Origin of the sequence: Ruminococcus sp. Marseille-P328, from assembly GCF_964249465.1 — a bacterium.
Classification (GTDB): Bacteria; Bacillota; Clostridia; order Lachnospirales; family Lachnospiraceae; genus Blautia_A; species Blautia_A faecis.
The window spans coordinates 20,738-45,944 of record NZ_CAXUBQ010000019.1; the positions used below are offsets into that span (position 1 = coordinate 20,738).

General features: G+C 39.9%; 16 protein-coding genes. 1 reads left to right on the plus strand and 15 read right to left on the minus strand.

All coding sequences use genetic code 11. The annotated features are described in order from the left end of the window. Positions 1–41: 41 nt before the first annotated feature. From ACESTK_RS13735 to ACESTK_RS13775, 9 genes are all read right to left on the minus strand, one after another. Positions 42–950, minus strand: a complete 909-nt coding sequence (locus ACESTK_RS13735) for an ECF transporter S component (RefSeq protein ID WP_226855066.1) — start codon at positions 948–950, stop codon at positions 42–44. Continuing rightward, a complete protein-coding gene (locus ACESTK_RS13740) occupies positions 929–2,689 on the minus strand; it encodes an ABC transporter ATP-binding protein (protein WP_204454522.1) in 1,761 nt (586 codons plus the stop codon). The genes ACESTK_RS13735 and ACESTK_RS13740 overlap by 22 nt, the downstream gene beginning before the upstream one ends. Beyond that, on the minus strand, positions 2,686–3,726 hold the full coding sequence (locus ACESTK_RS13745; RefSeq protein WP_270432264.1) for an energy-coupling factor transporter transmembrane component T: 1,041 nt from the start codon (positions 3,724–3,726) through the stop codon (positions 2,686–2,688). Before ACESTK_RS13745 ends, ACESTK_RS13740 begins: the two co-directional genes overlap by 4 nt. Then, on the minus strand, positions 3,719–4,603 hold the full coding sequence (locus ACESTK_RS13750) for a leucine-rich repeat domain-containing protein (protein ID WP_173718725.1): 885 nt from the start codon (positions 4,601–4,603) through the stop codon (positions 3,719–3,721). The genes ACESTK_RS13745 and ACESTK_RS13750 overlap by 8 nt, the downstream gene beginning before the upstream one ends. A gap of 336 nt (positions 4,604–4,939) precedes the next feature. Next, complete coding sequence (locus tag ACESTK_RS13755; protein ID WP_195700023.1) at positions 4,940–5,461, minus strand: DUF4430 domain-containing protein; 522 nt, start codon at positions 5,459–5,461, stop codon at positions 4,940–4,942. A gap of 163 nt (positions 5,462–5,624) precedes the next feature. After that, entirely contained in the window at positions 5,625–7,235 is a 1,611-nt protein-coding gene (locus ACESTK_RS13760) for a hypothetical protein (RefSeq protein ID WP_204454524.1), read from the minus strand. A 271-nt stretch (positions 7,236–7,506) separates the two neighbouring features. Beyond that, complete coding sequence (locus ACESTK_RS13765; RefSeq protein ID WP_195700025.1) at positions 7,507–12,747, minus strand: Ig-like domain-containing protein; 5,241 nt, start codon at positions 12,745–12,747, stop codon at positions 7,507–7,509. 67 nt (positions 12,748–12,814) lie between these two features. Next, complete coding sequence (locus tag ACESTK_RS13770) at positions 12,815–15,166, minus strand: leucine-rich repeat protein (protein WP_195700026.1); 2,352 nt, start codon at positions 15,164–15,166, stop codon at positions 12,815–12,817. Positions 15,167–15,183: 17 nt separating this feature from the next. Continuing rightward, entirely contained in the window at positions 15,184–15,753 is a 570-nt protein-coding gene (locus ACESTK_RS13775) for a hypothetical protein (RefSeq protein WP_272067041.1), read from the minus strand. A gap of 1,012 nt (positions 15,754–16,765) precedes the next feature. Here ACESTK_RS13775 and ACESTK_RS13780 point away from each other — a divergent pair. Next, complete coding sequence (locus ACESTK_RS13780) at positions 16,766–17,533, plus strand: hypothetical protein (protein WP_187564955.1); 768 nt, start codon at positions 16,766–16,768, stop codon at positions 17,531–17,533. Here the strand turns inward: ACESTK_RS13780 and ACESTK_RS13785 are convergent. The 6 genes from ACESTK_RS13785 to ACESTK_RS13810 form a co-directional block, all read right to left on the minus strand. Beyond that, positions 17,500–18,288: a trans-aconitate 2-methyltransferase gene (locus ACESTK_RS13785; RefSeq protein WP_187564954.1), complete on the minus strand. Its 789-nt coding sequence runs from the start codon at positions 18,286–18,288 to the stop codon at positions 17,500–17,502. The genes ACESTK_RS13780 and ACESTK_RS13785 overlap by 34 nt on opposite strands. Before the next feature lie 212 nt (positions 18,289–18,500). Next, positions 18,501–19,418 carry a tyrosine-type recombinase/integrase gene (locus ACESTK_RS13790; protein ID WP_177271831.1) on the minus strand — a complete coding sequence of 306 codons (918 nt, stop codon included), beginning with the start codon at positions 19,416–19,418 and terminating at the stop codon, positions 18,501–18,503. Between the two features lie 169 nt (positions 19,419–19,587). Then, positions 19,588–19,863: a hypothetical protein gene (locus tag ACESTK_RS13795; protein ID WP_177271830.1), complete on the minus strand. Its 276-nt coding sequence runs from the start codon at positions 19,861–19,863 to the stop codon at positions 19,588–19,590. 24 nt (positions 19,864–19,887) lie between these two features. Further along, positions 19,888–20,568: a hypothetical protein gene (locus tag ACESTK_RS13800; protein WP_177271829.1), complete on the minus strand. Its 681-nt coding sequence runs from the start codon at positions 20,566–20,568 to the stop codon at positions 19,888–19,890. After that, positions 20,565–22,982 carry a hypothetical protein gene (locus ACESTK_RS13805; protein ID WP_177271828.1) on the minus strand — a complete coding sequence of 806 codons (2,418 nt, stop codon included), beginning with the start codon at positions 22,980–22,982 and terminating at the stop codon, positions 20,565–20,567. The genes ACESTK_RS13800 and ACESTK_RS13805 overlap by 4 nt, the downstream gene beginning before the upstream one ends. Further along, positions 22,982–25,192: a hypothetical protein gene (locus ACESTK_RS13810; RefSeq protein ID WP_177271827.1), complete on the minus strand. Its 2,211-nt coding sequence runs from the start codon at positions 25,190–25,192 to the stop codon at positions 22,982–22,984. Before ACESTK_RS13810 ends, ACESTK_RS13805 begins: the two co-directional genes overlap by 1 nt. Between the last annotated feature and the right edge of the window lie 15 nt (positions 25,193–25,207).

Sequence of the window (25,207 nt, forward strand, 5' to 3'; positions counted from 1 at the left end):
CCTTCTTTTAAAAATCAAATTCCACTTACATCTATTTTCTATTACCGGTTCTCTGATTCCTGTATCAGCCCATATTTCACCTTGATCCGCTCCAGCTTTTCCAGAAGCGGGCGGCTAAGCAGCCATAGGAAGATCACGGTGGAAGCTGCATGTACCAGATCCACGGGGGCGCCTGAAATGTAGTAGGCGATCAGGCTGCTTTTTGTAATATATCCGTAGGACATCAGGATGCTGGCAGGATTCATAATGCCTCCATAAATTAAAAAGACACTTAAAAATCCGTAGATACAAAGATCGAACTTCCTGGCTTTTAAAATCCCCTTCTGGTACAGGATCCCTGCCAGAAATCCGATCATGCCAAAGGCAAACATCTGCCAGGGTGTCCAGGGGCCCTGCCCCATAAACATGTTGGAGATCAGCATGGTAAGGCTGCCAACTAAAAATCCAGCCTCGCCGCCAAAGGAAATCCCGGTTAAGATCACGATGGCAGCCACAGGCTTGAAGCTTGGCACCATGAAAAAGGCGGCGCGTCCTGCTACGCCAATGGCAGCTAATACCGAAATCACCATGATCTCCCTTGCCTTTGGCTTCCTGCCCTCAAACATCATAAAAAAGGGAAGCATGGCAGCCACTACCACGATCAGGCTGCAGAGCAGGTATTTTCGCCCTCCCCATATCTTCACAGAGAAGAATAGAAGGATCGGTACCACGATCAGCATGACCGCAAATGCAAACCAGGTGCGGCGGCTTACCTTTCCCTGGCGTTCCATCTGGCGGATAATTATTCCGTCGGACGGAAGGGTGTATTCTTCCAGTTCTTCAGAAGGAACTTCTTTTCGATGGAAAGGATTTTGTTTTTCAGAGTTCTTTAAACATGCAGCACCCGAAGCTGATTCTTCTTCCCCAAAGAATTCATCCAGAAATTTATCTAACTGGGATTCGTCAAGCATGACACCACATCCTTTCCGGTAACTGCCTCTGGAAACAGCCCTCTTGCCATACGGTTTGCAGCAGTGGTATAAAAGTTATTTCCAGCGAAAAAATCTCTTGTCTTTTTACTTGTCACCACATTTCCCTCAAAAAACAGGCCAGTCGTGTCCGCATACTCGGCTACAAATTCCACGTCATGGGAAATCATAAAAATCGTCATTCCATGGGATTGCAGCTTCTTTAAGATGCTCCCAAGCTCTTCTTTATATTCCGCATCCATTCCCTTGGTCGGTTCATCCATAAGAAGGATCTTCGGGCGAAGAAGAAGCACTTTTGCAAGGGCAAGCCGCTGCTGTTCCCCGCCGCTTAAATCATAGGGATGGCGTTCAAGCAGTCCCTCCAAATGGGTAAGGCTTACAATCCCCTCAATGGCTTTTTCCTTTTTCATGGAAATGGGGTACTCGTTAGACGGCTTCTCTTTTCTTCCGCCGATCACGCTATAGAGGTCTTCTAGTACGGTCTTTTTTAAAAAGATGCTCTGGGGATTCTGCGGCATAACGCCTAGATACCCACAGTATAACTCCTGGTCGGAAAAAGAACGAAGATCTTTTCCATCCAGGTAGATTCTGCCGCTATACGGCTGGTGTACTCGTCCAAGTAAGGATAAGGTGGTACTCTTTCCGGTTCCGTTTCCCCCTACCAGGGCATAGAATTCTCCTTTTTTTACTTCCAGGGACAGATCCTGAATGACATCGGGGCTGTCCTTTTCATATCGGAACCAGACATCCTTCATCTGGATGGCTGGGGGCGTATTTTCTTTCTGGCGCTTTATATGCCCGAAAAAACCTGCCGTTTCGTTTTCGTTTTTCTCCCCTTGTTTTTCCAGCCTTTGGTTTGCCTGCTGGATTTTCTCTTTTTTTATTCCTTTTTCTTTTATATATTCCCGGATCCACTGCCTGCCCTCACTTACGGTAAGGGGACAGGTAAGGGCGCTGTCTGTCCCTGCATAGATCTGCATGGGAACTGGCATGGATAAAAACATGCCGTGGTGCTGTTCCTTTAATTTGGTTCCAATCTCCCGGGGTGTCCCTTCCATAAACAGGGTACCCTCATCCATGACAAACACCTGGTCGGCATACGGAATGATATCCTGCAGGCGGTGTTCGGTGAGCAGTACAGTAGTCCCAATATCACGATTAATCTTCTTCACGGTCTCCAAAAAATCGGAGGCTGCAATGGGATCCAGCTGGGAGGTTGGCTCGTCCAGGATCAGTAAGGATGGGTGCATGGCCATCACGGAAGCCAGGTTCAAAAGCTGTTTTTGTCCGCCTGACAATTCCGATACATTTTTATAAAACCACTTCTGAATGCCAAAATAACTTGCCATCTCTGCCACCCGAAGGCGGATGGTGGCATTGTCATACCCAAGGCTTTCCAGTCCAAACGCCAGCTCATGCCACAACTTATCGGTCACGATCTGGTTGTCCGGATTTTGCATCACAAACCCGATTTCCTGGCTCTGGGTGCGGTGGTCGGTATCCCTAAGCGGAATATTCCGGTAGAGGATCTCCCCCTCTTTTTCTCCAGCTGGTGCAAGCACGCTTTTTAACTGGCGAAGCAGGGTGCTTTTTCCACAACCGCTCCTTCCCATGATAACATTTAAGGTTCCTTCTTTTATATTCAGGTTTACATGTTCCAGAACTTTTCTGGAACTTTCCGGATAGGAAAACCCGAAATCCTTTATTTCTACAAGATTCATCTGTCTGTTCCTTCCTGTTCCAGAGTCTGGTAAATTTTTTGATACGTCATTTCAAGGTCTGCCGTTTCTTTTCTCCGGCTATAAGAAAAGCGGATGGTTTCCGTCACATCCAACAGCACCGGAAGGAAACAAAAAGCTGCAAAACAAAGATAGGTAAGCATCGCAAGTAACGGAGAAACCGCCACTGGTGCCGCGTATCCCTGGATGGTAAAGCCAGCTAACAGGATCCTTGGATCATAACTTGCATAGGCAGCCCCTTTGATACAGCCCCCTGTAAATATAGCAGACAGTCCGATCATCATTCCCAGGACATACTTATCTTTTCTTGTAAAATGGTAAATGGAAAACGCAGTCCTTCCCTTCAGACCATATCCCCTGCTTCGCATGGAATCAGAGGTCTCAATGGCGTTTTCCAGCGCCCAGGTAACCAGGATGGAGAGCATGTTAAGCCCATGGCGGATACGCGCAAAAAGGCTTCCTTCTGATACATCCCGTCCCATGGCTTTCTGCCCGCTTCGGATTACTTTTAACTGTGCAGTAAACCTTGGCACAAACCGAAGCGCCATGGATAAGATCAGGGAAAGCGCCGGAATGATCCGCCCAAACAGATAGATAAATTTATCCGTTGTCATCACTTTATTGTAACAAGAAAACCACTGGATGACTACGAACATCACAGCGCCAAGCACCACACCGTACACAAGTGCTTCCAGGGTGATCCAGTTGCCGCTGCTTTTTACATAATACAGCATGGTAACCCCGTAATGATTAAACATGGGATTTAATAGTGCCACAATGAGAAGACCTGGCAGAGTAAGAAGAAAGCTTTGTTTCAGAGTCTTTTCCCATCCGTTTAATAAAAACGAATAGGAAAATGCTCCAATATAAGAGATCCCGATGAACACCGGGTGTTGATTGAACATGGTAAAAAAAAGTACCACTGTAAAATAGAAAAAATTCAAAAAAGGATGACAGGCAGAAAAGGTATCCATTACCGTAAGGTTTGCACACGTTCTGTTGTTTTTTTCTTTATTCATTGACAACGCTTTCGGCACCGATATACTCCCTCTTCAGTTCATACTCATCACAATAGGCATCCATCTTGCTGCCTTTATAACAGCGAATGGTACAGCTCTTATTAACGATCCACGGACCGACATACTCCGGATCGTGACGGATTTCTACGGTTTCCAGCCGGTTGCAGCCATGGAATACCCAGCGTTCGATCACATCCACACTCTCCGGGATCACAACATGTTTTAAGTTGTTGCATTTGAAAAAGGCACTATCGCCAAGTTCTACTAAACCTTCCGGAAGGTTTAATTCCTCAAGGCCTGTAAACCGAAACGCCTCTGCCTCGATTACCTTCAAGGTATCTGGGAAAATTACCTTTTTTAACTCCTTGCACCGAAAGAACGCTTTACTTCCAATCACTTCAACGTGGTCTGGCAGCACCAGTCTTTTTAGCTTGGAACAGGAATCAAATGCTCCCTCCTGAATTTCCCGGCACTCTGAGTCTTTTGCAAACACGGCTCTTAATAGATTGGTACAATCACGGTAAGCTTTTGGTCCTAAGGTTTTTAAAGACGCTGGAAAATGGACTGCACGCAGGCTGTGATTTTCTGAAAACGCCCGCCGTTTAATTTCCTTCATTGTCTTAGGAAGAACAACTTCCTTTCGGATCTGGCACTGGAAAAAGGCTTCCCGTCCAATGATCTTACAATTTGGCGGGAGAATGACTTCCCGCATCCGTCCATCTGCCCGAAAACAGCCATCGTCAATGTAGATATATTTTTCCGGGATCTCCTTCCTTGTAACATCCCCCTTTAACATTTTTGCCTGCTGTGCTGTAAATGTCCGGCTGTCATACCGCAACATACTCCAGCGCATTTCTTCATCTTTATAAACACGCATTCTTTTCTTTCCTCCGCTTTTTAGGGTAACAAAAACAGAGCCCCATTACTTCGATGAGCCTCCGTCCTTTACGACAAGTGGAATATGCTGACTTAAAATGCGCTGTTATGTACCGCTGATTTCATACAGTGATTATGGTTCCGGAATCGCACCGAATTTTCCTAAATCAGCCTTATCTGGCTGAACCATGTCTGGTTATTTGATTTTTCGTTCTCTGATATTTCTACCTATATCAAATATTAGTATTATAGCATTTGAAATGGCATCTGTCAAATTTTGGCAATCTATGAATATTTTTGCATGATCAGTGGTTTAGAACCAGGTGGGCTTACCTTACTATTTTTCGTCTTCCTGGTAGGGATTTCCCACATCGTTTCCAAGGTCGCAGGTGTACACCCACAAGATCACATCCCCGTCTTTTGGCTTGTACGCAGATGCCCCATAATTTGGAAATGTCCCATTGACACTATACATCCAGCCAGAATTTTTTCCGCAGTCCAGCTCATAGAGCTGGTTGATTCCTTCCACATAGTAGCTGTTATATAATGGGGTGTATTTCGAAGAAATCTGAATCCCCTTTTCCCCACAGATAGTTTTTAAAATATCAAAGACACTCTCCCCTGTGGTAAATGAGACCGTTGTCTTTTTTAGGATCTGTCCATCCTTCGGGACAAACTCTTTTTTGGTTTCCTTTAACTCCTCCATGTGATCCAGGATCGTCTCACAGGAGATCTCGATCGTACAGGTCGCAGTCTCCCCGGAAGAGGACTCTCCCCCACAGCCAGTAAACACGCTGCCACATAGAAGCAGTAACAGACTTAATAACAAGGTCAACCACTTTTTTCGTTTTGGATTCATACGCTTTCCTTTCTTTTTATTCTTTCTCTACAGGTATTGTAGCATTGTTTTTGGGGACTGTCATCTGGAATCAAAGGAACGATCAGCCACCAACGGAAGTTAATTTTATGCCTTAATCCTGTTTCCCTACAAACACACACGCTTACACAGACACTAAGTAGATTTAATCTTTTGGCTTCTGCTCCATTAATTTGTCAACTTCTGCTTCTATTGCATCCGGATCAATTCCGACTTTTTTCAAAGTATCGTGTTTTGCCTCATTCGCCTGCTTAACAAACGCACTGTATTTTTCATACCAGTTCAACGGAACGGGCTTATATTTATGGCTTTTACCCCTCTCATTCAAAAGCCTATATAATAACTGTACCATTCCTTCATACTGTAAAGACTCCGAATAATGATTTACCGTTATATCTTTTACAGATCCGTCCAGTACCTGTACTTTCTCAACAGTCGTAGTAAACAGAGGATCCTCGTTCCATATGGATTGATAAAATTCATCCGATTGAATGATTTTCTTAAATTCACAATCTTTGTCAGAAAGCTGGTACCATTGAATAACATCATCAAACTCACCTTTTAAATATCGTTCAAACAAGCCACAATATTCTTCATTATTTAGGAAACTGAAGTAATAATTTAATCTACTTGCCAGAGTTTCCAACTCAGCTGTACTGACATCATTTAAAAACGCCATAAATTTCTTGTAGTCCTGTTCCTCTGAATCAATTACTTTCAAAACCCAGTTAAGGTCCATCAGGATCTCACAGGCGAGCTTTGTATCCACTTCGATTATGTCTCCATGTGCAATATGATTTCTAATCTGTGGAAAATCATATGCGAAATAAGCATATTCCCACAGTTCCTTTTTCTTATTTATCTCTTTTACTATATTGTTTAAATCAGTTTTCTTTGAATTATCTTTTAGTACAGATCTCAATAAAACTTTAAAAAGTCCTTCAATTTGTGGGGTAATCAAATACACAAAAAGAAAATATTCACCTTTTTTGAATAATTCAATTGCTGTAGATATAATTTTCCATCTATCGTTTACATATATATTTTCCCTAACAATTTTCAAAACATTTTCTGCAATATGTAAATTCATAACATCGTTCATTAAAGCTCTTGCATATTCATCTGCATGTTCTTCTTTCAACAACAGCCTGTTTTCAAATTCCCTTCCCGGCAGTTCCGATAAAAGAATCTTGTCCACTTCGTCCATAAGTGAATTTTCCTCCCAAGCCATATATATCGGAAACAGAAATTTAAAAAATGAGGGCCAACATAAAACATCACAATTTTCCCATGCTGCTTTTATTAAAAATCTGTTATCTTTTTCCTTCAGAGCTTTTAATTTGTCTTTATTTCTGTTCTTTAAATATACAGTTTTATTATCTTTCTTCTGCTCTCTATTTCCACCTATTTGTTGTAATTTTTCCTCGAATTTTCTTTGATTATCCTGTAACGTTCTTTCATTCATTTCCTTAGCCGCTTTCAGCTTCAGATATTCTTTTGCCACATCACTATTATGTTCAAAATGTAAAACAAAGTAATATGTATAATCACTCCTTTTTAATGTTCTATCATGTTTGCTTTTTTCTTCGTATTGTCTTAAATAGTATTCGGTTTCTTCTTTTCCCCACGTTCTTGCAAATCGCCAAAAAGCAGTTATTAGAGAACGCCTACTAAGCAGTTTTTCCGGACATTTACTCTCACTGGCTTCATTTATGATTTTAGTTTTAAAATCCCAAACCATCTTTTCTGGTTCCATGTAAATTTCCTCTCTTTCTCTACCCAAAATATATGAGCGGCTTCTTTTCCCTCCGCACAAATTAAATTCATAACCTAGCAGTATAAAAAAGTGATAATGTGTTTGCATTTCTATTATATTCATGCAATAACAAAACTTTACATTTTCCCATATTTTAAGACATTTTTTTCTTTGCGGCAATTCCAATGTGAGGATGAACTCTGTGTTTTCCTATAAAAAGATCCACCAACACCAGATAATCTCTGTCCGGCATTGGTGGATGTTCCGATTGCTATTTCACTGTTACTTTTATTTTCTTTGTAACCTTTCCAGATTTCACTGTGACCGTTGCGGTACCTTTTTTCTTGGCTTTTATCACACCCTTTTTCGTAACGGTTGCCACTTTCTTATTTGAAGTGGTGTAGGTCACCTTCTCCTGGGAGGTGATTGGCGCAACCACAGGCTTTAAGGTAAGGCTTTTGCCCTTTTTCAGGGTGAGCTTCGTCTTTAATCCGGTAATCTTAGTCGTTTTTACTTTCGCGCTTTGTACTTTCACCTTCAGGGTTGCTTTTTTGCCACTCTTTAAGGTGATGGTAATCTTCGCGCTTCCAGTTTTCTTACCAGCCTTGATCTTGCCGTTTTTATCCACGGTCACAATCTTCTTGTTGCTGGAAGTCCAGGACTTCACGGAATCGCCATTTGCAAGACCAGTAACCTTTACTTTCGTTGTAGTCTGCTTCTTCTGAAGCTTGATGGAGGTTACATTTAACTTCATGGTTGCGACGAGCTTGCTTCCGTTATCACGGCTCTGTTTCGCACCGCAGATGGAGCAGATTCCCTCCTGTTTCTCTGGTGAAAAAACAGTCGCTTTGGAAATGACCGTCCAGGTGAAGTTATGGGCGTGAGTAAGCATCGGGATCACTTCCGTCTTGGTTGCCCCGCATACAGTACAGGTATAAACCTTCTCCCCGGCAGCGGTGTAGGTGGCCTTTTTAGTGATGGTTCCAGTATCATAAGAATGCTGACTGGTTTTTGGAATAACTTCTGTCTTTGTATAGCCACACACCAGACAGGTATATTCCATCTGGCCTTCTGACTTACAGGTGGCTGCGGTTACTACCTTTCCATCTCCGTAGGTATGATTCTGATAACCGCCCTTTTTCGTATTATCGGTAATATCACAGGTTCCATAATCAGATTTGCATTCATGCCAATGGCCTTCTGCGTCGGAAGTCCAGCCTTCCACCCACTTATGGTCGTGCTCCTGTTTGTAATCATCGGTATAATGGAAGACAATTTCATCTCCATCTGTTAAAAACTGCTCACTGACACCAAGATCGGAATGGATTCCGTTTAAGGTGTACATCCAGCCGGAATTCTTTCCATTGGTGAACTCTCCAAGCTTTTCCCCATCTTTGGTGATAAAATCAATATAGTTGCCTTTGGGATTGCTGTATTCAAGCTGATTGTCTGCAAGCACTTTTTCCAGTACATCCAGTACCGTTGCGTTGCTGTCAGTATCTACACTGGTCTCCTGGATCCAGGTCTCCAGGTTTCCTGCCTTTAAGGTATGCACCTCACCGTCCGAATCACTGTCATGGGCCTTATCTCCAAGGAGCTTAAAGGAAACGGTGATCTTCTCTGCTTTTACCAAAACCTTCACCGTAATAGTTGTTTCAACAGCCCCATACTTTAACTGAAGCATCTGGCTACCCCTGGTCTGGGGATCATAACCGATCACTGTAATCTCTTCAAAAGATGGATTGGTCTTGCTTCCATCACTCCAGGTAACGGTAAAGATACCGCCGGAAAGATCCAATTCTTCTCCGATGTAATACTCTGTTTTGTAATCTCCGGTAAGGGTAAGTCCTGTCGGGTAAGCGCCAGCTCCATAAACCGGATAACGCTCTCCCTGCTCCCAGTTATGGTAATTGCCGCTGTTTAATCCATCCTTTACGGTGCCATCGGCGAATTCCCCGGCGGTTTTTGCAAAGCAGTAATCGCTCTGGTTAAACTCGTAGTCGATTCCATATTTGGAATCATTTTCTACGGTCAGGATGTTTTCTACTTCACCGATTCCCTGAGATGCCCCACAGGAATCCAAATAATAGTTGTTTGAAATCCCCTGGAATTTATCGAAGCTCTTTAAATATCCGACAATAGCCCCTACATTTGATTTTCCAGAAACAGTCCCGTAGAAGAAGTTGTTAGAAACGGATCCGCTTCCATTTCCCCAGCACTGCATGCAGCTTGGCTCCCCACCAAAGATTCCGCCAACGTTTGATACACCACTGATGGTTCCTGCTACATAACAGTTTTTCACGGAAGCAACCGGAGTATTCGGAGCAGAATCTGCCTCATAGCCGCTTCCAAGGATTCCTCCTACCCATTTGCCAGTAGCGTTTACCCTTCCAGTAAAGCTGCTGTTTTCAATGGTACAGGAACCCATAGATTGGCCTTTAGCACCTGCTAACCCTCCGGCTTTGTTTAATCCTCTTACAGTTGCTGAACTGCTACAGTTACGAATAATTCCATTAATTGTACCAGCAAAAGTTCCAATACTGGATTCCTGACCTGTATATCCGATCAGGACACCACTCTCTGCTTTGCAGTTTTCAATTACAATTGAGTTGGCTCCGGAAGCATATCCTCCAATCAGTCCTGCCTTTTTGGTACTCATGCCAGATTTTAACGTAACATTCCGAATCGTAACTGCATCCGGACATCCTGTATTATAGACACCATCAGGACCATAGTCAACCGTATAACGGTCAACCAGACCATATCCATTAATCTGTTCTCCCAAAAGATTGAGATTTTCAATCACTGCATCACGAACATAATTGAACAGCGGCTTTCCATTAGTCGCGACTGTGACCGTGTGACCTTCGCCATTTAAGATGCCAGAAAATGGCCAAATATATTTTCCATTCCCTGTGCTGGTATTTCCAGGTTGGATTGTACCAATTGGTTTCCAGTCTGACGGAAGATTGATATCTTCTTTTAAAGAAAAATAGCTTCCATAAAAATCAAATCCATCTACATTGACTTTCTTTTGCAAAGCTTCCAGATCAGACAGATTTTGAATTAGATAAGGAGACTCCTCAGTGCCATTTCCTTCCCACGGAAGTGGTTCATCCACTGCAGTCATAGCTGCAACATCAGAGCAGATTTCCTCACTATAAAACGAGTCAAACCAATTTTCCAGTCTTTTTGTTTTTACTTTACAGTAATAGTACATCGTGCCATCGTCTGGAATTGGTGGTATATAAGAATCTTTTGTAGCACCTGGAATCAAAGTTCCATTTTCGGAATTATTTTCAGTGTTTTTATACCATTGATATAAAGTGTCTTCTGTAAACCATTGCGATTTTTCCGTCTCTATTTTGAGCTGATAAGTTATCGGCTTACCTTTTACATATATAATACTTTCAGGTTGCTTTGTTATTACAGGGGAAGAAACAGTTTCCGGAAGTACTTCATACTGACCAAACGAACTCCATTCACTATATTTTTTTCCATTCAGTTCATAAGTAACTTCACAGCAATAACATTTTTCTGAACTAGCTTCATTTGTATCTACAGTATAAGTAGGTTCTGTAGCCCCTTCTATGATTTTACAAGCTGTTTTTGGATAATTCCATGCTCTAAAATACCGCTCTGTACTCTGTAAATAATACCATTGATAAGTAAATTTTCCCTCTCCATTGCCTGGCACTGACGCTTGCACACTTATCGTTAAAGGTGTATCTCCCAAATGTAATGTTTTTATATTAGTAAATGGTTCTTTAAATGTAACATCTGGAGTATAGTCAATTCCACTCTTTTTTATAATCAAAGAGTATTTGGCTGTTTCCTGACAATATACGTCGCTACCCTCAATAATTTCTATTGTCGCTATATACTCTTCTTTATTATCCCAATTTGGTACAATACAGTATTTGCCTAAATAATCCGGTTTAATTTCCTCTTTCTCCAACATTACTTTAAGAGAAGAGTTATATCCGTATGCTTCTAGTTCAAGATTAATATGTTCAATATTCTCTGGCATATTGACAATAAGTTCTTGGTTATCCAATGAATCTTCTAGATTGGACGGGATTTCGTGATTTTTTGGGTCAATAACTTTTATTTCTTTTAAATGATTACGATAACGAATTTCAAGATCGCAAGAATCAATAACATTGCCATTCTTACTTACTTCTATCCGTATTGATCGAATAGCCAAATTATATCCTTTTCCTTGATCCAATATAGCATCTTTAGAAATTGCCTGGCTTAAATATACATATTTATTTTGGATTAAGCTTACTCTATGTTCCGCTTGATCTCGCGGACTTGTATAAACAGCATAAACATGACAGTCATCACTCACTACATCTTTCATGCCTACATTAACATACATATCGGTTTTGTTAGTATGCGTATTTACATATGTCATTTCCGCTGGAACAATAAATGCCTGGCTTCCATCTAATACACTAAGAGCAATATCTTTTTCTTTTTCTTCCGTCTCAAAATGAAGTGTTACTGTATCTATGCAAGATTGTTTAACACTTTCATTTGGAATAACTGTTATATAGGAATAAGCTGCTGATATTAAAGTAGCTCTATCACCATCAGCAGTTTCTTCCATTTTCTCTGCCGTAATAAAATATGGTTTCTCCCGTGATTCCAATCCTGATATAGTTACTTTACCCTGTTCATCTGTAATTAAACCTTCTGCCTTTTCTCCGTCAATATAAATAGATGCGCTTTGGCAATTACTATAAATATGTGCATCACTTGTTTCTTTCAGCTGTAACGTTATATCCTGCCCTGCAAAAACCGTTTGTGTTTTCCTTGTAAAATATGCATAAGAATCCACACTTTTTCGTTTTTGAATAAAGAAACAAAGATCATCACCGTCATGAATCAATCTATTTAAAGAAGTTTGATAATTTGCGCTATCATTGTTTAATACCGATTTTATAAACGGAACAGCATCGCGATTAATTCCCCATAATTTGTAAATAAGCCCATAATATAAACCACTATCATCTGCATGATAATCATATCCCGCTTCAGAACCACCTGGATAATATAAGTCGTGCGCTAGTTTTAGGGCATCATCCATAGTGTAAGACGCCTTGCCACTAAGCAATACGGTACGGCCAGCCATAGGCTTACCGTCTTTGTCATTTAAAAATTTACCGTCTTTGCTTACACTCACAGTAACCTGAATTTCCTGTGTCTCTGTATCTTCAGACAGACTGGTTTCATCACTAAAGGAAGCAATATCTGCCTCTGACAACTCTTCTGAATCAGTAAAACTATCACCTTCTGATTCTTCTATATTTTCATCACTATAAAAATCAGTGTTTTCTTCCTCTTCATTATAATCAGCGTCTTCATTCTCTACAGAATCTACAGATATAGAAATATCATTCTCACTGATCCAACCTTCTGCGAATACGTCGGTTGGAATTTGCAGTACCAATAAAAAAACAAGCAGCCAGCTGGCTATTTTTTTCCATAGTCCTATTTTTTTCATTTTTTTCAGCCACTCCTTCTAAAAAAGGCTCCCCTTCCTCACGGAAGAAGAGCCTTGATCCTAATACTTATTTTACCCGAACAGTAACTTTTACTGATTTGGAACCAGATTTAATTGTGATCTTTGCTGTTCCTTTTTTCTTTCCAGTTACAACGCCCTTAGTGGAAACCGTTGCCACTTTCTTATTGGAACTTGTGTAAGTAACCTTCTGTTTGGAGGTAAATGGAGTTACCACTGGTTTCAGGGTAACTTTTTTGCCCTTCTTAACTGTTACTTTTGTATTTGCTACAGTAACCTTTGTAGTCTTTACAGCAGCTTTCTGCACTTTCACAGTTACAGTCTTTTTCAGGCCGCTTGCAAGAGTGATCTGAAGTTTTGCAGTACCAGCCTTCTTTGCTGTAAGCTTGCAGGTACCGTTTGCACTTCCCTTTACAGTAAAGATCTTAGTATTGGTGGATTTCCATGTCTTTACGGAATCCCCCTTTGCAAGACCAGTAACTTTAAGACCCGATGTGGACTGCTTTATTTTCAGTTTTAATGTAGAAGCATTTACAGTGGCTGTCGCTTTTAAAGCAGTTCCTACTGTCTTTGTCTCCTTTTCTCCACAAGTCTCGCAGATTCTCTCCTGCTGCTCTGGTACGAAAACAGTTGCGTCAGCAGCTACTTTCCAGTCACCAAACTTATGTCCAGTTGCTTTGATTGCTTCTGTTTCAGTTGCATCACATCTGCTGCAGGTTTTGGTAATCACGCCATCAGCTGTACAAGTAGCTTCCTTGGTAACTTTAGATGTAAAATCATGTCCAAGTGTTGGAATTTTCTGCTCATCTGTTTTCGCATCACATCTGGAGCAATGCTTGCTCTGCTTACCGTCAGTTGTGCAAGTAGCTTTCACATCTACGGTATAGTCTTTCGCAAAATCATGACCAAGTGCCTGAATTTCCTCTGTTACAACGTCGTTGCATCTGCTACAAGTCTTAGTAAGAATTCCTTTCTCTGTGCAGGTTGCTTCTTTTGTTACTTTGGAAACATAATCATGTCCGAGAGCTTTAATTTCCTGGGTATCATTTTTCGCATCGCAGCCTTCTCTTGTACAATGTTTACTCTTGGAGCCAGGCTCTGTGCAGGTTGCTTCCTGATCCACCACATAATCCTCTGACCAGTTGTGTCCATTCACAGTGTCTACAGGAAGTACGTTTTCATCGTCTGCATATGAATAATGATCACCGCATACTTCGCAAACACCAACCTCTTTCAATCCTGTTTCGGTACAAGTAGCAACTTTAGGTTCTACACTATCTGCCTTGCAATGAATTTGAACATTCTCAGAAACTGATGCGCTGATTGCTAGATTTTTCCACTGTTCTCTGCTTCCAACATAACAAATTGCTGTCAAATCATTACAATTAGAGAATGCATCTTCAGCAACATTTATTTCTGCATTGCCGAATGAAATCTTTTTCACCGATGATCCTAAGAATGCATAAGAACTAATATCTTTTACATTTGGCAGACTAATTGTTTCTAATTTTGTTCCTTGAAATGCTGTTTTACCGATAGATTCAACTCCATCAAAATTAAAAGAGGATAGTGCAGTTCTTTGAAATGCATTTGCTGGAATATTCACTAATTTACTCGCATAATGAATATCAGCTAAAGAATTACAATCTGAAAATATTCCATCTGATAATTCAGAATCACCAATGGAAACTGATGATAAATTCTTGCAATTATAAAAAGCATTGCTTCCAAGAATAACACCATCTAAAGGAATTGTAACGTCAGTAAATCCAGTGCCAGCAAACGCAACATCACCAATTGATTTTATATTATTAAAATCAAACTTCACTAATTTAGTGTCATTCTGAAATGCTCCGAAACCGATTTCAGAAAGTGTTGACGGCACATCAACCTCTGTTAAGTTTTCAAATAACTTATTTCCGCCTTTGCAAAAATTATTCTTGCCAATAGCTGTTATTCCTTCACCGATAACGATTTTCGTTACGTTCTGTGCACTTGTCTGTAGCTTGCCACGACACCACATTGCTCCAGCAACAGATCCCCAATCTGGTAATTTTCCTTCTGTTGCACCCTCCGTTAGCCTAAAATATAATGTTGTCCCATCATATTTAAACTCGATTGGTACCCCATTTTTTACTATTGTATATCCTGTATCAGCTTCATCAGCAAATATTTCAGCCTGTTCAGTCTCTCCACATTCTTCAGAATCAACGAAATTATAGTCATCATTTTCATCATCTATAATATCATAATTTTCATCCCAAAAAGAGTCCTCATCTTCTGATACAAATGTCTCATCTTCTTCAAAACTACTAAATGTAGCTTCTGCTGCACTTACTGGACTATATGCAGATAAGGCTAAGCAAGTAGAAAGAATGAAAAAAAATTGTTTACGTTTCATCTCTCACTGTCACCTACTTACCATTTTAATTCAGAATGATCATAGCTTAAGATGATTGAAAAATCACTTGCCGGGCACACAGCATCACTCATTGTATATTCCGGATACGCTGTACTGTTAATACTTTCCATACCACCTTCCAGCCACATCCAAGAATGTCCGCTCCATACGCCATGAATGATATTGCCTTCATCATCGTATTCCAAATCTGAATAGTTATTGTCATTTGTTTTTGTAGCAAACGATGTCTTAGCACGATTATTAATTCCCATAGAAATCAAATACCAGTCAATTGAGCCATCTTTATTGGTTACTTTATTCCAATCAGAACTAATGCTTGCTGTTAACGCATTATTAGAATCGCTTGCTACTTTTCCTTTTGCAATAGCTTCATAGATAGACTCACCAGGATTCGTATCAAGTACAATTGTTGGGGTAGTTGAAGTTTCCTGATAAATATTTGTTACTTTCTGATCGTAATCTCTAACATAGATATTCATCTTTGCTGCGGAAGCGATTACGCTTGAGCTCATTGACATTGCTGCTGCTAAGATAATAGCGGATACTCGTTTAAAATTCTTTTTCATGGTGTTGTCTCCTTTCAATTTAAAACCATTTTTCTTTTTGTAATTTTTAGTTATCATTTTGTTGCTAATCCGACCTGTGGCCCTCCTTCCTGTTTCTTTATTCTCCAAATCAAGGTCTGCCTATAACTCAGATCTTGACCGTGAAAAATCACATTTAGATAACAAAAGCGAAGTCCCCTTATAAATAGATATAGGAGTCTTCGCTACGTGTAGTATGGTCTGACTTAAGCACTCATGATACAAAATGCTATACACAGGTAAACACAAAGGTCTAGTTCCAGAATTCCACTGGATTGTCTTAAACAGGCTCTTTAGGAGCCGACCACATAATTATTCTCTTGTTGTTAAAATCATAACATTTATCTATAATTTTGTCAATCATTCTAAAAGATTTTTTAAAAATTTATTATATTTATAACATCTCTAATTTACTTTTCAGTAATTTTTACATATAAATGAAAATCACTTTCTTGTTTGATTAACCTATTGATTCATTTTTTCGTAATCTACTTAGATCCTGTAATTCTAAATAACCATTTGCATATCTGATAAAATATTTTATAATCTGTATCTTAATGTCTTATATACATCCGCAACTACAAAAGCCCCGACAGCATAGTTATATAGATCCATACTATCGGGGGCTTATCCACCATTTTATCAAACCGATTATCCTATAATTTCCGTATTCTTCTGATAATATAAAACAATTTATCAAATTCTGCTTTTTATAAAGTGCAGGTTCCGTTTTCTATTTTAAACTGGAACAAAACGCCCTCCTTTGTATTCGTCATTTCATACCAGGCATTATGCTGCTCCAGGATTTCCCTGACAATATTATGTAGTTTATATGGAGAAATGAAAATTTGTGCTGTTTTTTTATAATTCACCTTCTGACTTTTTTGATCGTTTTTCGTCTACTTCTCCTCAAAATTCATAATACTTTATATTTTGGAACTGAATACAGGATAATTCTTAATTATCTGCTATAATTAATTAAGAGAGGGCTCATATGAAAAAAATGAATTCATCAACAAAACAATTGATTCTGTTGATATTTAATTCGGTTTTGACTATTGCAACTTTTGTAATAACTTATTATATCGATCCATTAAAATACACTTCGCAATCATCATTAGCAGCTGTGCCAGCATTTTTACTTTCTATAATTGTGTTGATTATTGGGCAAAATATAACTACTCACAATGAAGTGCAAAAAGTATCTGAGGATTCAGAACTTATTTGTGAAACCGTAAAAAACTATTTACATGTAACAAAAATGGGAACCCCAAAATACGCTTGGGAATATATTATTAATAGATTGCCTGTTCTAGATTATGTACAAAATACTTCGTTTAATTTCGAAGATGAAGAGATTCAAACGAATGAACGCTTATATGATGGTACTTCTTATCAACAATCATTTGTTAAAATTGCCAAAAATGTAAATCAAGGTCTAACTTGGAAAGATATTGGAGATAAATCCGCACTTGAACGTTTCAAAAAAATAGACATTCAAGTATCTGAAAAGCATAAAGGCAATTACCAATATAAACTGATTGCACAATCAGAACCCCAAATCGGTTTTGTTATTCTGACATATAAAGATGGTACTAAAGAAGTTTTATTTAACTGGGATTTTAGAGATATACCACAAGACCCAGTTGTATTGCTATCTAGAGATACTGAAATACTTAATATGTTTGCTGCGCAATACAAAGGTCTGTGGCGTGTTGCGGTCGAAGATTATGACAGTAGAGCAACTAAATCAACTTCATAAAAATAGCGATTTTTCATAAGCGCGTCAGCTTCCATCCATTTTTTTAGATTATTTGCAGATACTTCAGATAAATGCTGAATGGTCCAGATGAGCGTGCCTTGATAATAGGGAATAAAGTTTTCATCAAACGGACTCACTCGTTCAAATAATTCGAAACTATATTCAAAATTATTATAGTTGGATTTACGCAAAGCTGAAAATGTCCTGTCCATATCATAATGGTGAAATTTTTGACTATTTTCAGTTGCTATTCTTAAATCCAACTCCATCTTTTGTCTTATAGCTGTATCCATTGGACCAAAACGAATTGAAGCACCATCGTACTGCCGTACTGCAAGAACTCCATGTGGAGATCTCTTCCATAACGCCTTTATAAAGGAATCCAGATCGTCAATATATGGAAAAATATTAAAGGCTAAAGTTATATCACAGGGAGGTATTTTGTCAACTTCCTTTTCCAAATCTAAATGAAGAAATTTAACTTTTCTGTCCCATAATTTGCTTCGTTCAGTTGCTGATTTTAGAGATTCTTTATCACTATCTATGCCGATAAATTCACAATCGGACGGGAGTATATCATTCAAAAGCTCAAGCCATAAACCAGTTGCACAGCCTAAGTCAACAATATTTTTCGGATTCAATTTTGCTAATTTCTTAGCAAAAGCAGTTCTTTCAGGTAGTTTTGCACGATGGTGATTTTCTAACCATTTTGCATCTGCCAATGGTCTACCTGTCGAATTTTCTTGTGAAATCATTTCACTGCCTCCTAATGTCTTATTTATTAAGATAATTAAGAATTATCTACAAAGATTATATCAAATTTCATACAAATTTTCCATATTTTAATACTATATAATTATTTTTTGAGAAATGCTATTACATGATTTCCAGCATTTCACATTTATGCACATAAAAAAGACCACCTGCTTTCAGCTGGCCTACTGCTCCAATATTCTAAATATTAATATCACGCAGCATCCATAATTTTCATATTATTTCTCGGATGTCGTTCTCGCAAAATATCCGCTTGCTTTTTGGCTGCTACGTGAATATAGATCTGAGTTGTTTTTATTGATGAATGCCCCAAAATCTGCTGCACACAGCTCACGTCTACGCCTTCCTCAATCAAATATGTAGCAAAGGAATGTCGGAACATGTGGGGTGTAATTTTTGATTCAATCCCAGCATTCTTCGTGTATTTCTTTAACATAAAACGAATAGATTGTTCTGTGTATCTGTTTCCTCTATTATTCACAAAAAAATATCCACACTTCTTTATTTCCCTCTCATTTTCTACATAGTATTTCCGCAGAATTTCTATAACAGTTTTATTGCTGATTTGGATATACCGCTCTTTTCCTCCCTTTCCCATAATTCTTATTCGTCCGGAATTCAAATCCATACTCTCATTTCGAATATTCGATATTTCATATACTCTGGCTCCAGTGGCAAAAAACAGCTCTACAACCGCTACATCACGCAAACCATATTTATATCCAATGCCAGAAAGACCATTCAGGTAAGTATACATATAATTTAAGAGCTGCTCTATCTCATCTCTTGGGATAATCCGAGGCAGAACTATTGTTTCTTTAAATTTAACTTTTATTTTTCGAAACGGATTCTGTTTTAACAGTTCCTCTTCTTCCAGGTAACTATAAAAGGCTTTTACCGATGCAATTTTTCTTTTCACCGTTTTCTGCTTATATTTTTTATGTAGCTCCGTAATATACCGCTCAATCGTTTCTTTTTCTGGCACATCACAGCATACAAAAGAAAAGAACTGATTCAAGTCGATCCGGTACGCTTTTACCGTTTTTGAGTCCAGTTCTTTTCTGTAAATGCAATATTCTAAATATTGTTCCAATCTATCCTGTAGCTTCATTTCCAATACTCCTTTTTCTATCACAGTACTGTAAAATATATTTTTTGTCAAAACCAATGCATAAAATACCCGATCGATTTTCAAAAAGAGTTGCCATTCCCAACAACACGCTTCACGTCACAATTCTCAGTATTTTTGTAAGGGACTGTTTCCAGTCCCTTACTTTCTCCTATTTAACAAACAATTTTCTTCTGTTTTTGTGTCTCTTTAGAAATTCCTTGCGGACACGGTCATACTCCGTTAAGAGGGTAATATCCTTTCTCCTGCTAAGCGGACGGTCAATCACTTCCGCATAATAGATGTGCTGGATCAATTGTCCATAACACGCAGAATTATAAACATCCTGCAGCTTACAGCCGATTGCTGCTGCCACTTCCGGTCCGGTGATGGAATAAACCATCACCGTTCCGTCCTTTCTACATAAATCATACAATGCCCTTGCCATACACACTTCCTCACTCATCTTTTCTTAGAATATCCATACTTCATTTGGGATTTCCTTTGCAAAGCGGTCAAACTCCCGCCAGGCTTGTGTATATTTCGCATAATCTCCTTGTTCTTTACTGGCAGCCTCATACAGGTCTTCGATTTTCTTTATAATCCCCAGGTAGTCCGTATGCTCCCCTTTTATAAACGCCATTGCCGCAGTCAAGTTGTCATACCGATACTGAAGCCCAACATAGGACTGATAAACCTTAAAGCACTGACGCATTGCTGCGATCAATTCAGTCTTGGTAAGCCGCATTAACTTTTCTTTTGCCTCATCTTCAACCCAGGCCTCGTTTCCACGGATTCCAAAATAATCCTGCTCGTAGGAATCATAACCAAGATAATCCCCCGCTTTTGCCGCAACGAAAAACAAATCAAAACACTTAGGAATCCACTCTTCCTGAAGATCCTCCATCATCTGGTCACAGTCTGCCTGCAAGCTACAAAACGCAATTTTAAATTCCTCTGCCTCCGCTTCATCATCATTCAAGGACTCTAAAAGGGTTTCTTGATCGTTATCCATAAACCAAATGACATTTGTACATTCCTCGTACATTTCATACAAGTTATTTAAAATATCCTGACAATTCAGCCCTTTTGCAATGGGCTTTTTATATCTTAACTTCTTTGCCCTTTCTTTTCTTAGCTTCTGCACGCTCACGCTGCTACCTCCTGTTCTTTATTTTCCAGCAAAAAAATATTGCTGCTATAGTCTCCAGAAGCAGAAACAGACGCTTCCCCGTATAGGCTATCCAGGTACTGGCTGCCGTTTTTGGATTTGGAAATATATAAATAATAATTGCTTTTTATATATTCCTTCGTTTTCACATCATCCTGGTAATAGCAGCTAAGAACCAACCTGGCTCCCAGCTTTTTGGCTTTTTCTTTTGCAGCCACAAATGCAAGGTATATTGCCTGGTCCATTTCCTCATTTGTCAGATTCTTCTCGTAATAGCGCTCCAAGAACAATACCAGTTCCTCCCCTTCCTCCTCTTTTGGTTCCCCAGGTTCTGCCAGATCTGCAAACTGAATCTTTTTTCGCATTCTGTCACCCACATAGGATCCCTTTGTCAATCGTATCATGGTCCGAAATACCACCTGTCCATTTTTTCGGATAAAGAAAAACTTTTTATTCGAATCAAAGCAGGATAACAGGCAATCGCTGTTTAACCCTGAACGGTAGGAGAGGCAGGAATAGCTTGGAATCTCTCCAATCTGCATGACTGGAAGAAGACCGGTTTCCTCTTTTAATACCAGGTTTCCTCTAGTAAAAGTCCTGTCTTTTTTCCATTCTTTTTCCGCTTCTTCGGATACCTCAAAATCAATCTCACGCATGAGATCCCCAGATGGATATTTCAGTTCGTCAAATTTTCCAAGAAGCTCTGCTGTAACCAGTCTCCGGATCTCTTCGATTTTGGAGGGCTGCCGTTCCAGAAAAGTTTCCATGATCTCAGCCCCACCTACAAATAGAAAGTTGCCAATCCGAGCAGCATTATTTTGTACAAATTCTTCTGAAAACGACAGTTTTTCTTTTAGCAGCCTCCAGGAAACATCCCCTAAGATCAGCTTTTCTTTTAATTCACTTAACGAATCACACTCTTTTACCAGTACCAGATCTTTTAACAGATAGAGGGCCTGTTGTTCCATGGTGATCTCTTTTTCCATGCCTTTTAGCTGCTCCCGGTAAACAAGAAGCCACAGTGCCGTTCCGTAGCTTAAATCCGAAATGTTCCGAAAGTCCTCCCGGATCCATCTGGATAACGGCTTTTTGGATAATGCAGCTGCAAGTGGTTCTATCTGTCCTTTCCAAAAGGAATACGGCACACACTCCCGTTTTATCAGTTCCCGAAGAACCATGAGTCTTTCATCACATTTGCAGGTCAGCTGTTCATACAAACGGATCAACGCCTCTTTTGCAGTACAAAGAAGCTTTAACTCTTCAAATGTATGCTCCCGCTTTGCCAAAAGTTCGAATCTGTCATTCGATAAAATCAGATCCGCACTATCTTTTAAATTTTTCCGGTTGAGGGTATTTAAGTTTATATACTCCTGGTACATCTCTTTCTTTAACAGCATGGAAGCATTTAGAAGATCATAAAAAAGTTCCGGTTCCTCATTGATGAGATTTAAGAATGCCTTCTTTTTCTGTGTGATGGCATATAATAGAAGTTCTGATTTTTCTACACTTAAACTGGACAGAGAAATTTTAGATAAGGGATTCTGGTACAGGGTATTCACATAGGACACTTTGCTAGAAAATACCTCCGCCGGATCCGCACCATCTGTAAATGCCCGTTCCAGCTTACAAAGATCCTCATACAGAGCTTCGTTCCACAGCCATAAGTTTAATCCATCCGTCAGCTTGTCTTTTGGAATGTACCCGGTCACAATCCTTAACTTTTCCAGTATCTCAACAGGTCTTTCCTTCATCTGATCGAACTGTTTCTGATTTAGAGACTGGATCTCAGCTTCATACCCGGCAAGCGTATTGACAAGCTCCATCAAACCTTGATCTTGAAGAATTTTAAGGTTGTTTACATTTTCCAATAGATCAAGCAGCAGCTCTGATGAGAATACCGGATTCACAAGCAGCATATGGTCTTTTTCCCCTGCCTTCTCAAAGTCCAGCACCTCCATACACATGGCAATACTTTTTACCAGCTGTTCTTTTTCTTCTTTGCTTACATTCTGCTCTCCATAATATTTCATATAAGAATAAGCGGTTCCATCGGTTACCAGCGGATCAAAATACACGGCTTTTACCTGTTCATAAGAAAAATCCGAAACTTTATCTGTCCCCGCATCCAATAGGATCCGCTGGAACCGGTATGCATTCAGCTCACATCCCTCTTTTTTCAGGATTCCAAGATAGGTAATCGTTTCCGGATCTTCCATCATGTACAAACATACCTGTTCCCCCAAGAACGGGATCACATCCATAACTTCATTTTGAATGATGGCTTCTGCTGCCCGTACACATTTTTCTTCTCCCTTTTTTGCCAGGTAACAAAGAGACAGGCCCGCCGTTTTTAGCATATTTCGTTCCGCTAAATGTCTTTTTATCACTTCTATCATTATGCAACCTCCATCAAATCTATCATCTGCCTGATGCCCTCTAACGCTATCTGTTCATTTTTATACAGGTTCTGAAACAGCAACAACAGATATTTTATTTCCTCTTTGCTGGTTACAATTTTTCCTCTTCTGTCCAGATAATCCCGCATATAGGAAAGAATGATCCTGGCACGTAAGGAATTTTCCGTATATCTTCCATAGTAATAAAAGTTATAGATCTGTTCGAAAAGCTGATTTGTCCCCTTATTTTTCCGAAGCAGAAGATTAAATTCCTTTTTGATTTTCTTTTCCTCTTCCAGCTTTCTCATCCTTGTTTCCTGCACCTGTTTCCACTCCTTTTCCCTTTCAAGGCTTCGCAGCTCTTCCTCTGACATGTATTTTCTTCGCAGCGTTTCTTTCCCACTACTGTCCTCCAGATAGGGAAGGATTTCTTTTGCCATCTGCATAGCTTCCTTTGGTTCCATCCAAAGTCCTGTACTGTCTTTTAACAGGATGCTCCTCAAAAAGCTGATGTAGTTTCCAACATCTGTTAAAAACAGATGTTCCTCGATCCACATAAATAATTCCTGATGTACACCTCTTTCCAACAGCGGGCGGCAGATCTCGCATTCTCCACGACTAATTCCATACGGATACAACGAAAAGGATCTCTGAAGCATGCTCCATGGTTCCAGAATTCCTGGGATTCCCTCTATTCCAATTTGGGTAATGACGAGCTTTAACATGGAAAAACTGGTCATGGTATTTATATCTTCCATATCTGCTTTCAGGTAATACAACATGCTATCCCATTTCTCCCCAAATACTTTTTCTGCCTCCCCGGTCTGATTCTCCCCGGTATCAGCCTCTCCGATAAAAGGGATCGGTTCAAAAGCATCCTGATCCGGTTCTTTGTTTCTCATTTCCCGGTATTCCTTTAAAAATTGTTTCATAAGACCGACGGCATCCAGGATCTCATTTTCGCTTAACAGATGAAAGACATGACGAAGATCGTAATCTATTTTCTTCCAGAAGATTTCCACATACTCCCGTCCGGTCAGCTTTTGATAGGCTGCAAGATAGGATTCCAGCTCTGGTTTTTCAAATGTCCCATTTCGCAGGGTGTCATTTACGCACTTTTCAAACTCTTCCTCCTTAATCTGTGCCACCAGGCAGTGCCATTTTTCCTGGTTTAAATTAATATAATGCCACTCTTTCATCCCATTTTTTCGAAAAGGAAACAGCGTTAAAAAAGTCCGGACATTTTCCACCTTCATTCCATACAGGCAATTTTGGATTTTTTCCTGTCCACCAAGGCGCACTGGAAAACAGTCGTATTTTCTTAAAAGAGTTTCACATAACTCATACACCACATCTGGATACATCTTTTCTCCTGGCAGAAAGGTTTTCAATACCCTTACTGCAATCTTCTCCGCGGTCAATGAGTTCGGATCCAGGTATCTTCGTGCCCCTGTCAATATGCCATTTAAAAAAATGACCTCTTCTTTTTGATATCCATTTTTTATAAGCTGTTCCTCCAACGCCCCGTTTGCATTCGCCGCATTTGTCTGGGAAAGTTTTACCACCTGTTTTAACACCGCAGTTTCTTTGGTCCGGTCATTTTTCAGCCGTTTCTCATATTTCATGGCAATCCAGGCATAAAAATGCCAGTCTTCGTAAACAGACAGCCTGCGTTCCCTTCCAAAGCAGGCCGCGATCTTTCCCTTTAATTTCTGCCATAACGTATCCGACTCTGGAAAAACGGAAAGGATAAAGATCATTTCCTCCACTTTTTCGTATGGATACTGGTGCAGGGCATCCACCCAGAGCCTGCGATCTTTTGTTGCAAGCAGACACCGGACTGCAAGGTAACACAAATCCTTTTCTCCAAGTACCTTGCCAAACTGTTTCCAGAAGCCGCTTTTTTGGGTACCATTAAACATACAGGTCTCCTGAATGCAGGATGTCCCTGCAAGCGCAAGCCCAAGAGCCCGGTAAACCGGTTTTGTCATGGTTCTCCGCTCTTTCATACGCTCTAATACTTCTCCGGGATAGTGAAGATTATATTCTTCCTCCATGCTGTGCTCACAGATTCCATAAAACAGGCTGTTTTCTCTCTCCTGTTTTAAAAATGCTTCTTTGTCCGCATTTGAGGACAGCTGATAGATCATGGACACCATCTGCCGGTACAAGACGGGATCCAGCCAGTCTTTATAGATGTTCCATTCCATTCTTTACTTCTCCTT

What these genes read in the sequence shown, in the direction of transcription:
- ACESTK_RS13735 (WP_226855066.1), bottom strand. Translation starts at nt 950, where the DNA reads ATGCTTGACGAATCCCAGTTAGATAAATTTCTGGATGAATTCTTTGGG.
- ACESTK_RS13740 (WP_204454522.1), bottom strand. Translation starts at nt 2,689, where the DNA reads ATGAATCTTGTAGAAATAAAGGATTTCGGGTTTTCCTATCCGGAAAGT.
- ACESTK_RS13745 (WP_270432264.1), bottom strand. Translation starts at nt 3,726, where the DNA reads ATGAATAAAGAAAAAAACAACAGAACGTGTGCAAACCTTACGGTAATG.
- ACESTK_RS13750 (WP_173718725.1), bottom strand. Translation starts at nt 4,603, where the DNA reads ATGCGTGTTTATAAAGATGAAGAAATGCGCTGGAGTATGTTGCGGTAT.
- ACESTK_RS13755 (WP_195700023.1), bottom strand. Translation starts at nt 5,461, where the DNA reads ATGAATCCAAAACGAAAAAAGTGGTTGACCTTGTTATTAAGTCTGTTA.
- ACESTK_RS13760 (WP_204454524.1), bottom strand. Translation starts at nt 7,235, where the DNA reads ATGGAACCAGAAAAGATGGTTTGGGATTTTAAAACTAAAATCATAAAT.
- ACESTK_RS13765 (WP_195700025.1), bottom strand. Translation starts at nt 12,747, where the DNA reads ATGAAAAAAATAGGACTATGGAAAAAAATAGCCAGCTGGCTGCTTGTT.
- ACESTK_RS13770 (WP_195700026.1), bottom strand. Translation starts at nt 15,166, where the DNA reads ATGAAACGTAAACAATTTTTTTTCATTCTTTCTACTTGCTTAGCCTTA.
- ACESTK_RS13775 (WP_272067041.1), bottom strand. Translation starts at nt 15,753, where the DNA reads ATGAAAAAGAATTTTAAACGAGTATCCGCTATTATCTTAGCAGCAGCA.
- ACESTK_RS13780 (WP_187564955.1), top strand. Translation starts at nt 16,766, where the DNA reads ATGAAAAAAATGAATTCATCAACAAAACAATTGATTCTGTTGATATTT.
- ACESTK_RS13785 (WP_187564954.1), bottom strand. Translation starts at nt 18,288, where the DNA reads ATGATTTCACAAGAAAATTCGACAGGTAGACCATTGGCAGATGCAAAA.
- ACESTK_RS13790 (WP_177271831.1), bottom strand. Translation starts at nt 19,418, where the DNA reads ATGAAGCTACAGGATAGATTGGAACAATATTTAGAATATTGCATTTAC.
- ACESTK_RS13795 (WP_177271830.1), bottom strand. Translation starts at nt 19,863, where the DNA reads ATGGCAAGGGCATTGTATGATTTATGTAGAAAGGACGGAACGGTGATG.
- ACESTK_RS13805 (WP_177271828.1), bottom strand. Translation starts at nt 22,982, where the DNA reads ATGATAGAAGTGATAAAAAGACATTTAGCGGAACGAAATATGCTAAAA.
- ACESTK_RS13810 (WP_177271827.1), bottom strand. Translation starts at nt 25,192, where the DNA reads ATGGAATGGAACATCTATAAAGACTGGCTGGATCCCGTCTTGTACCGG.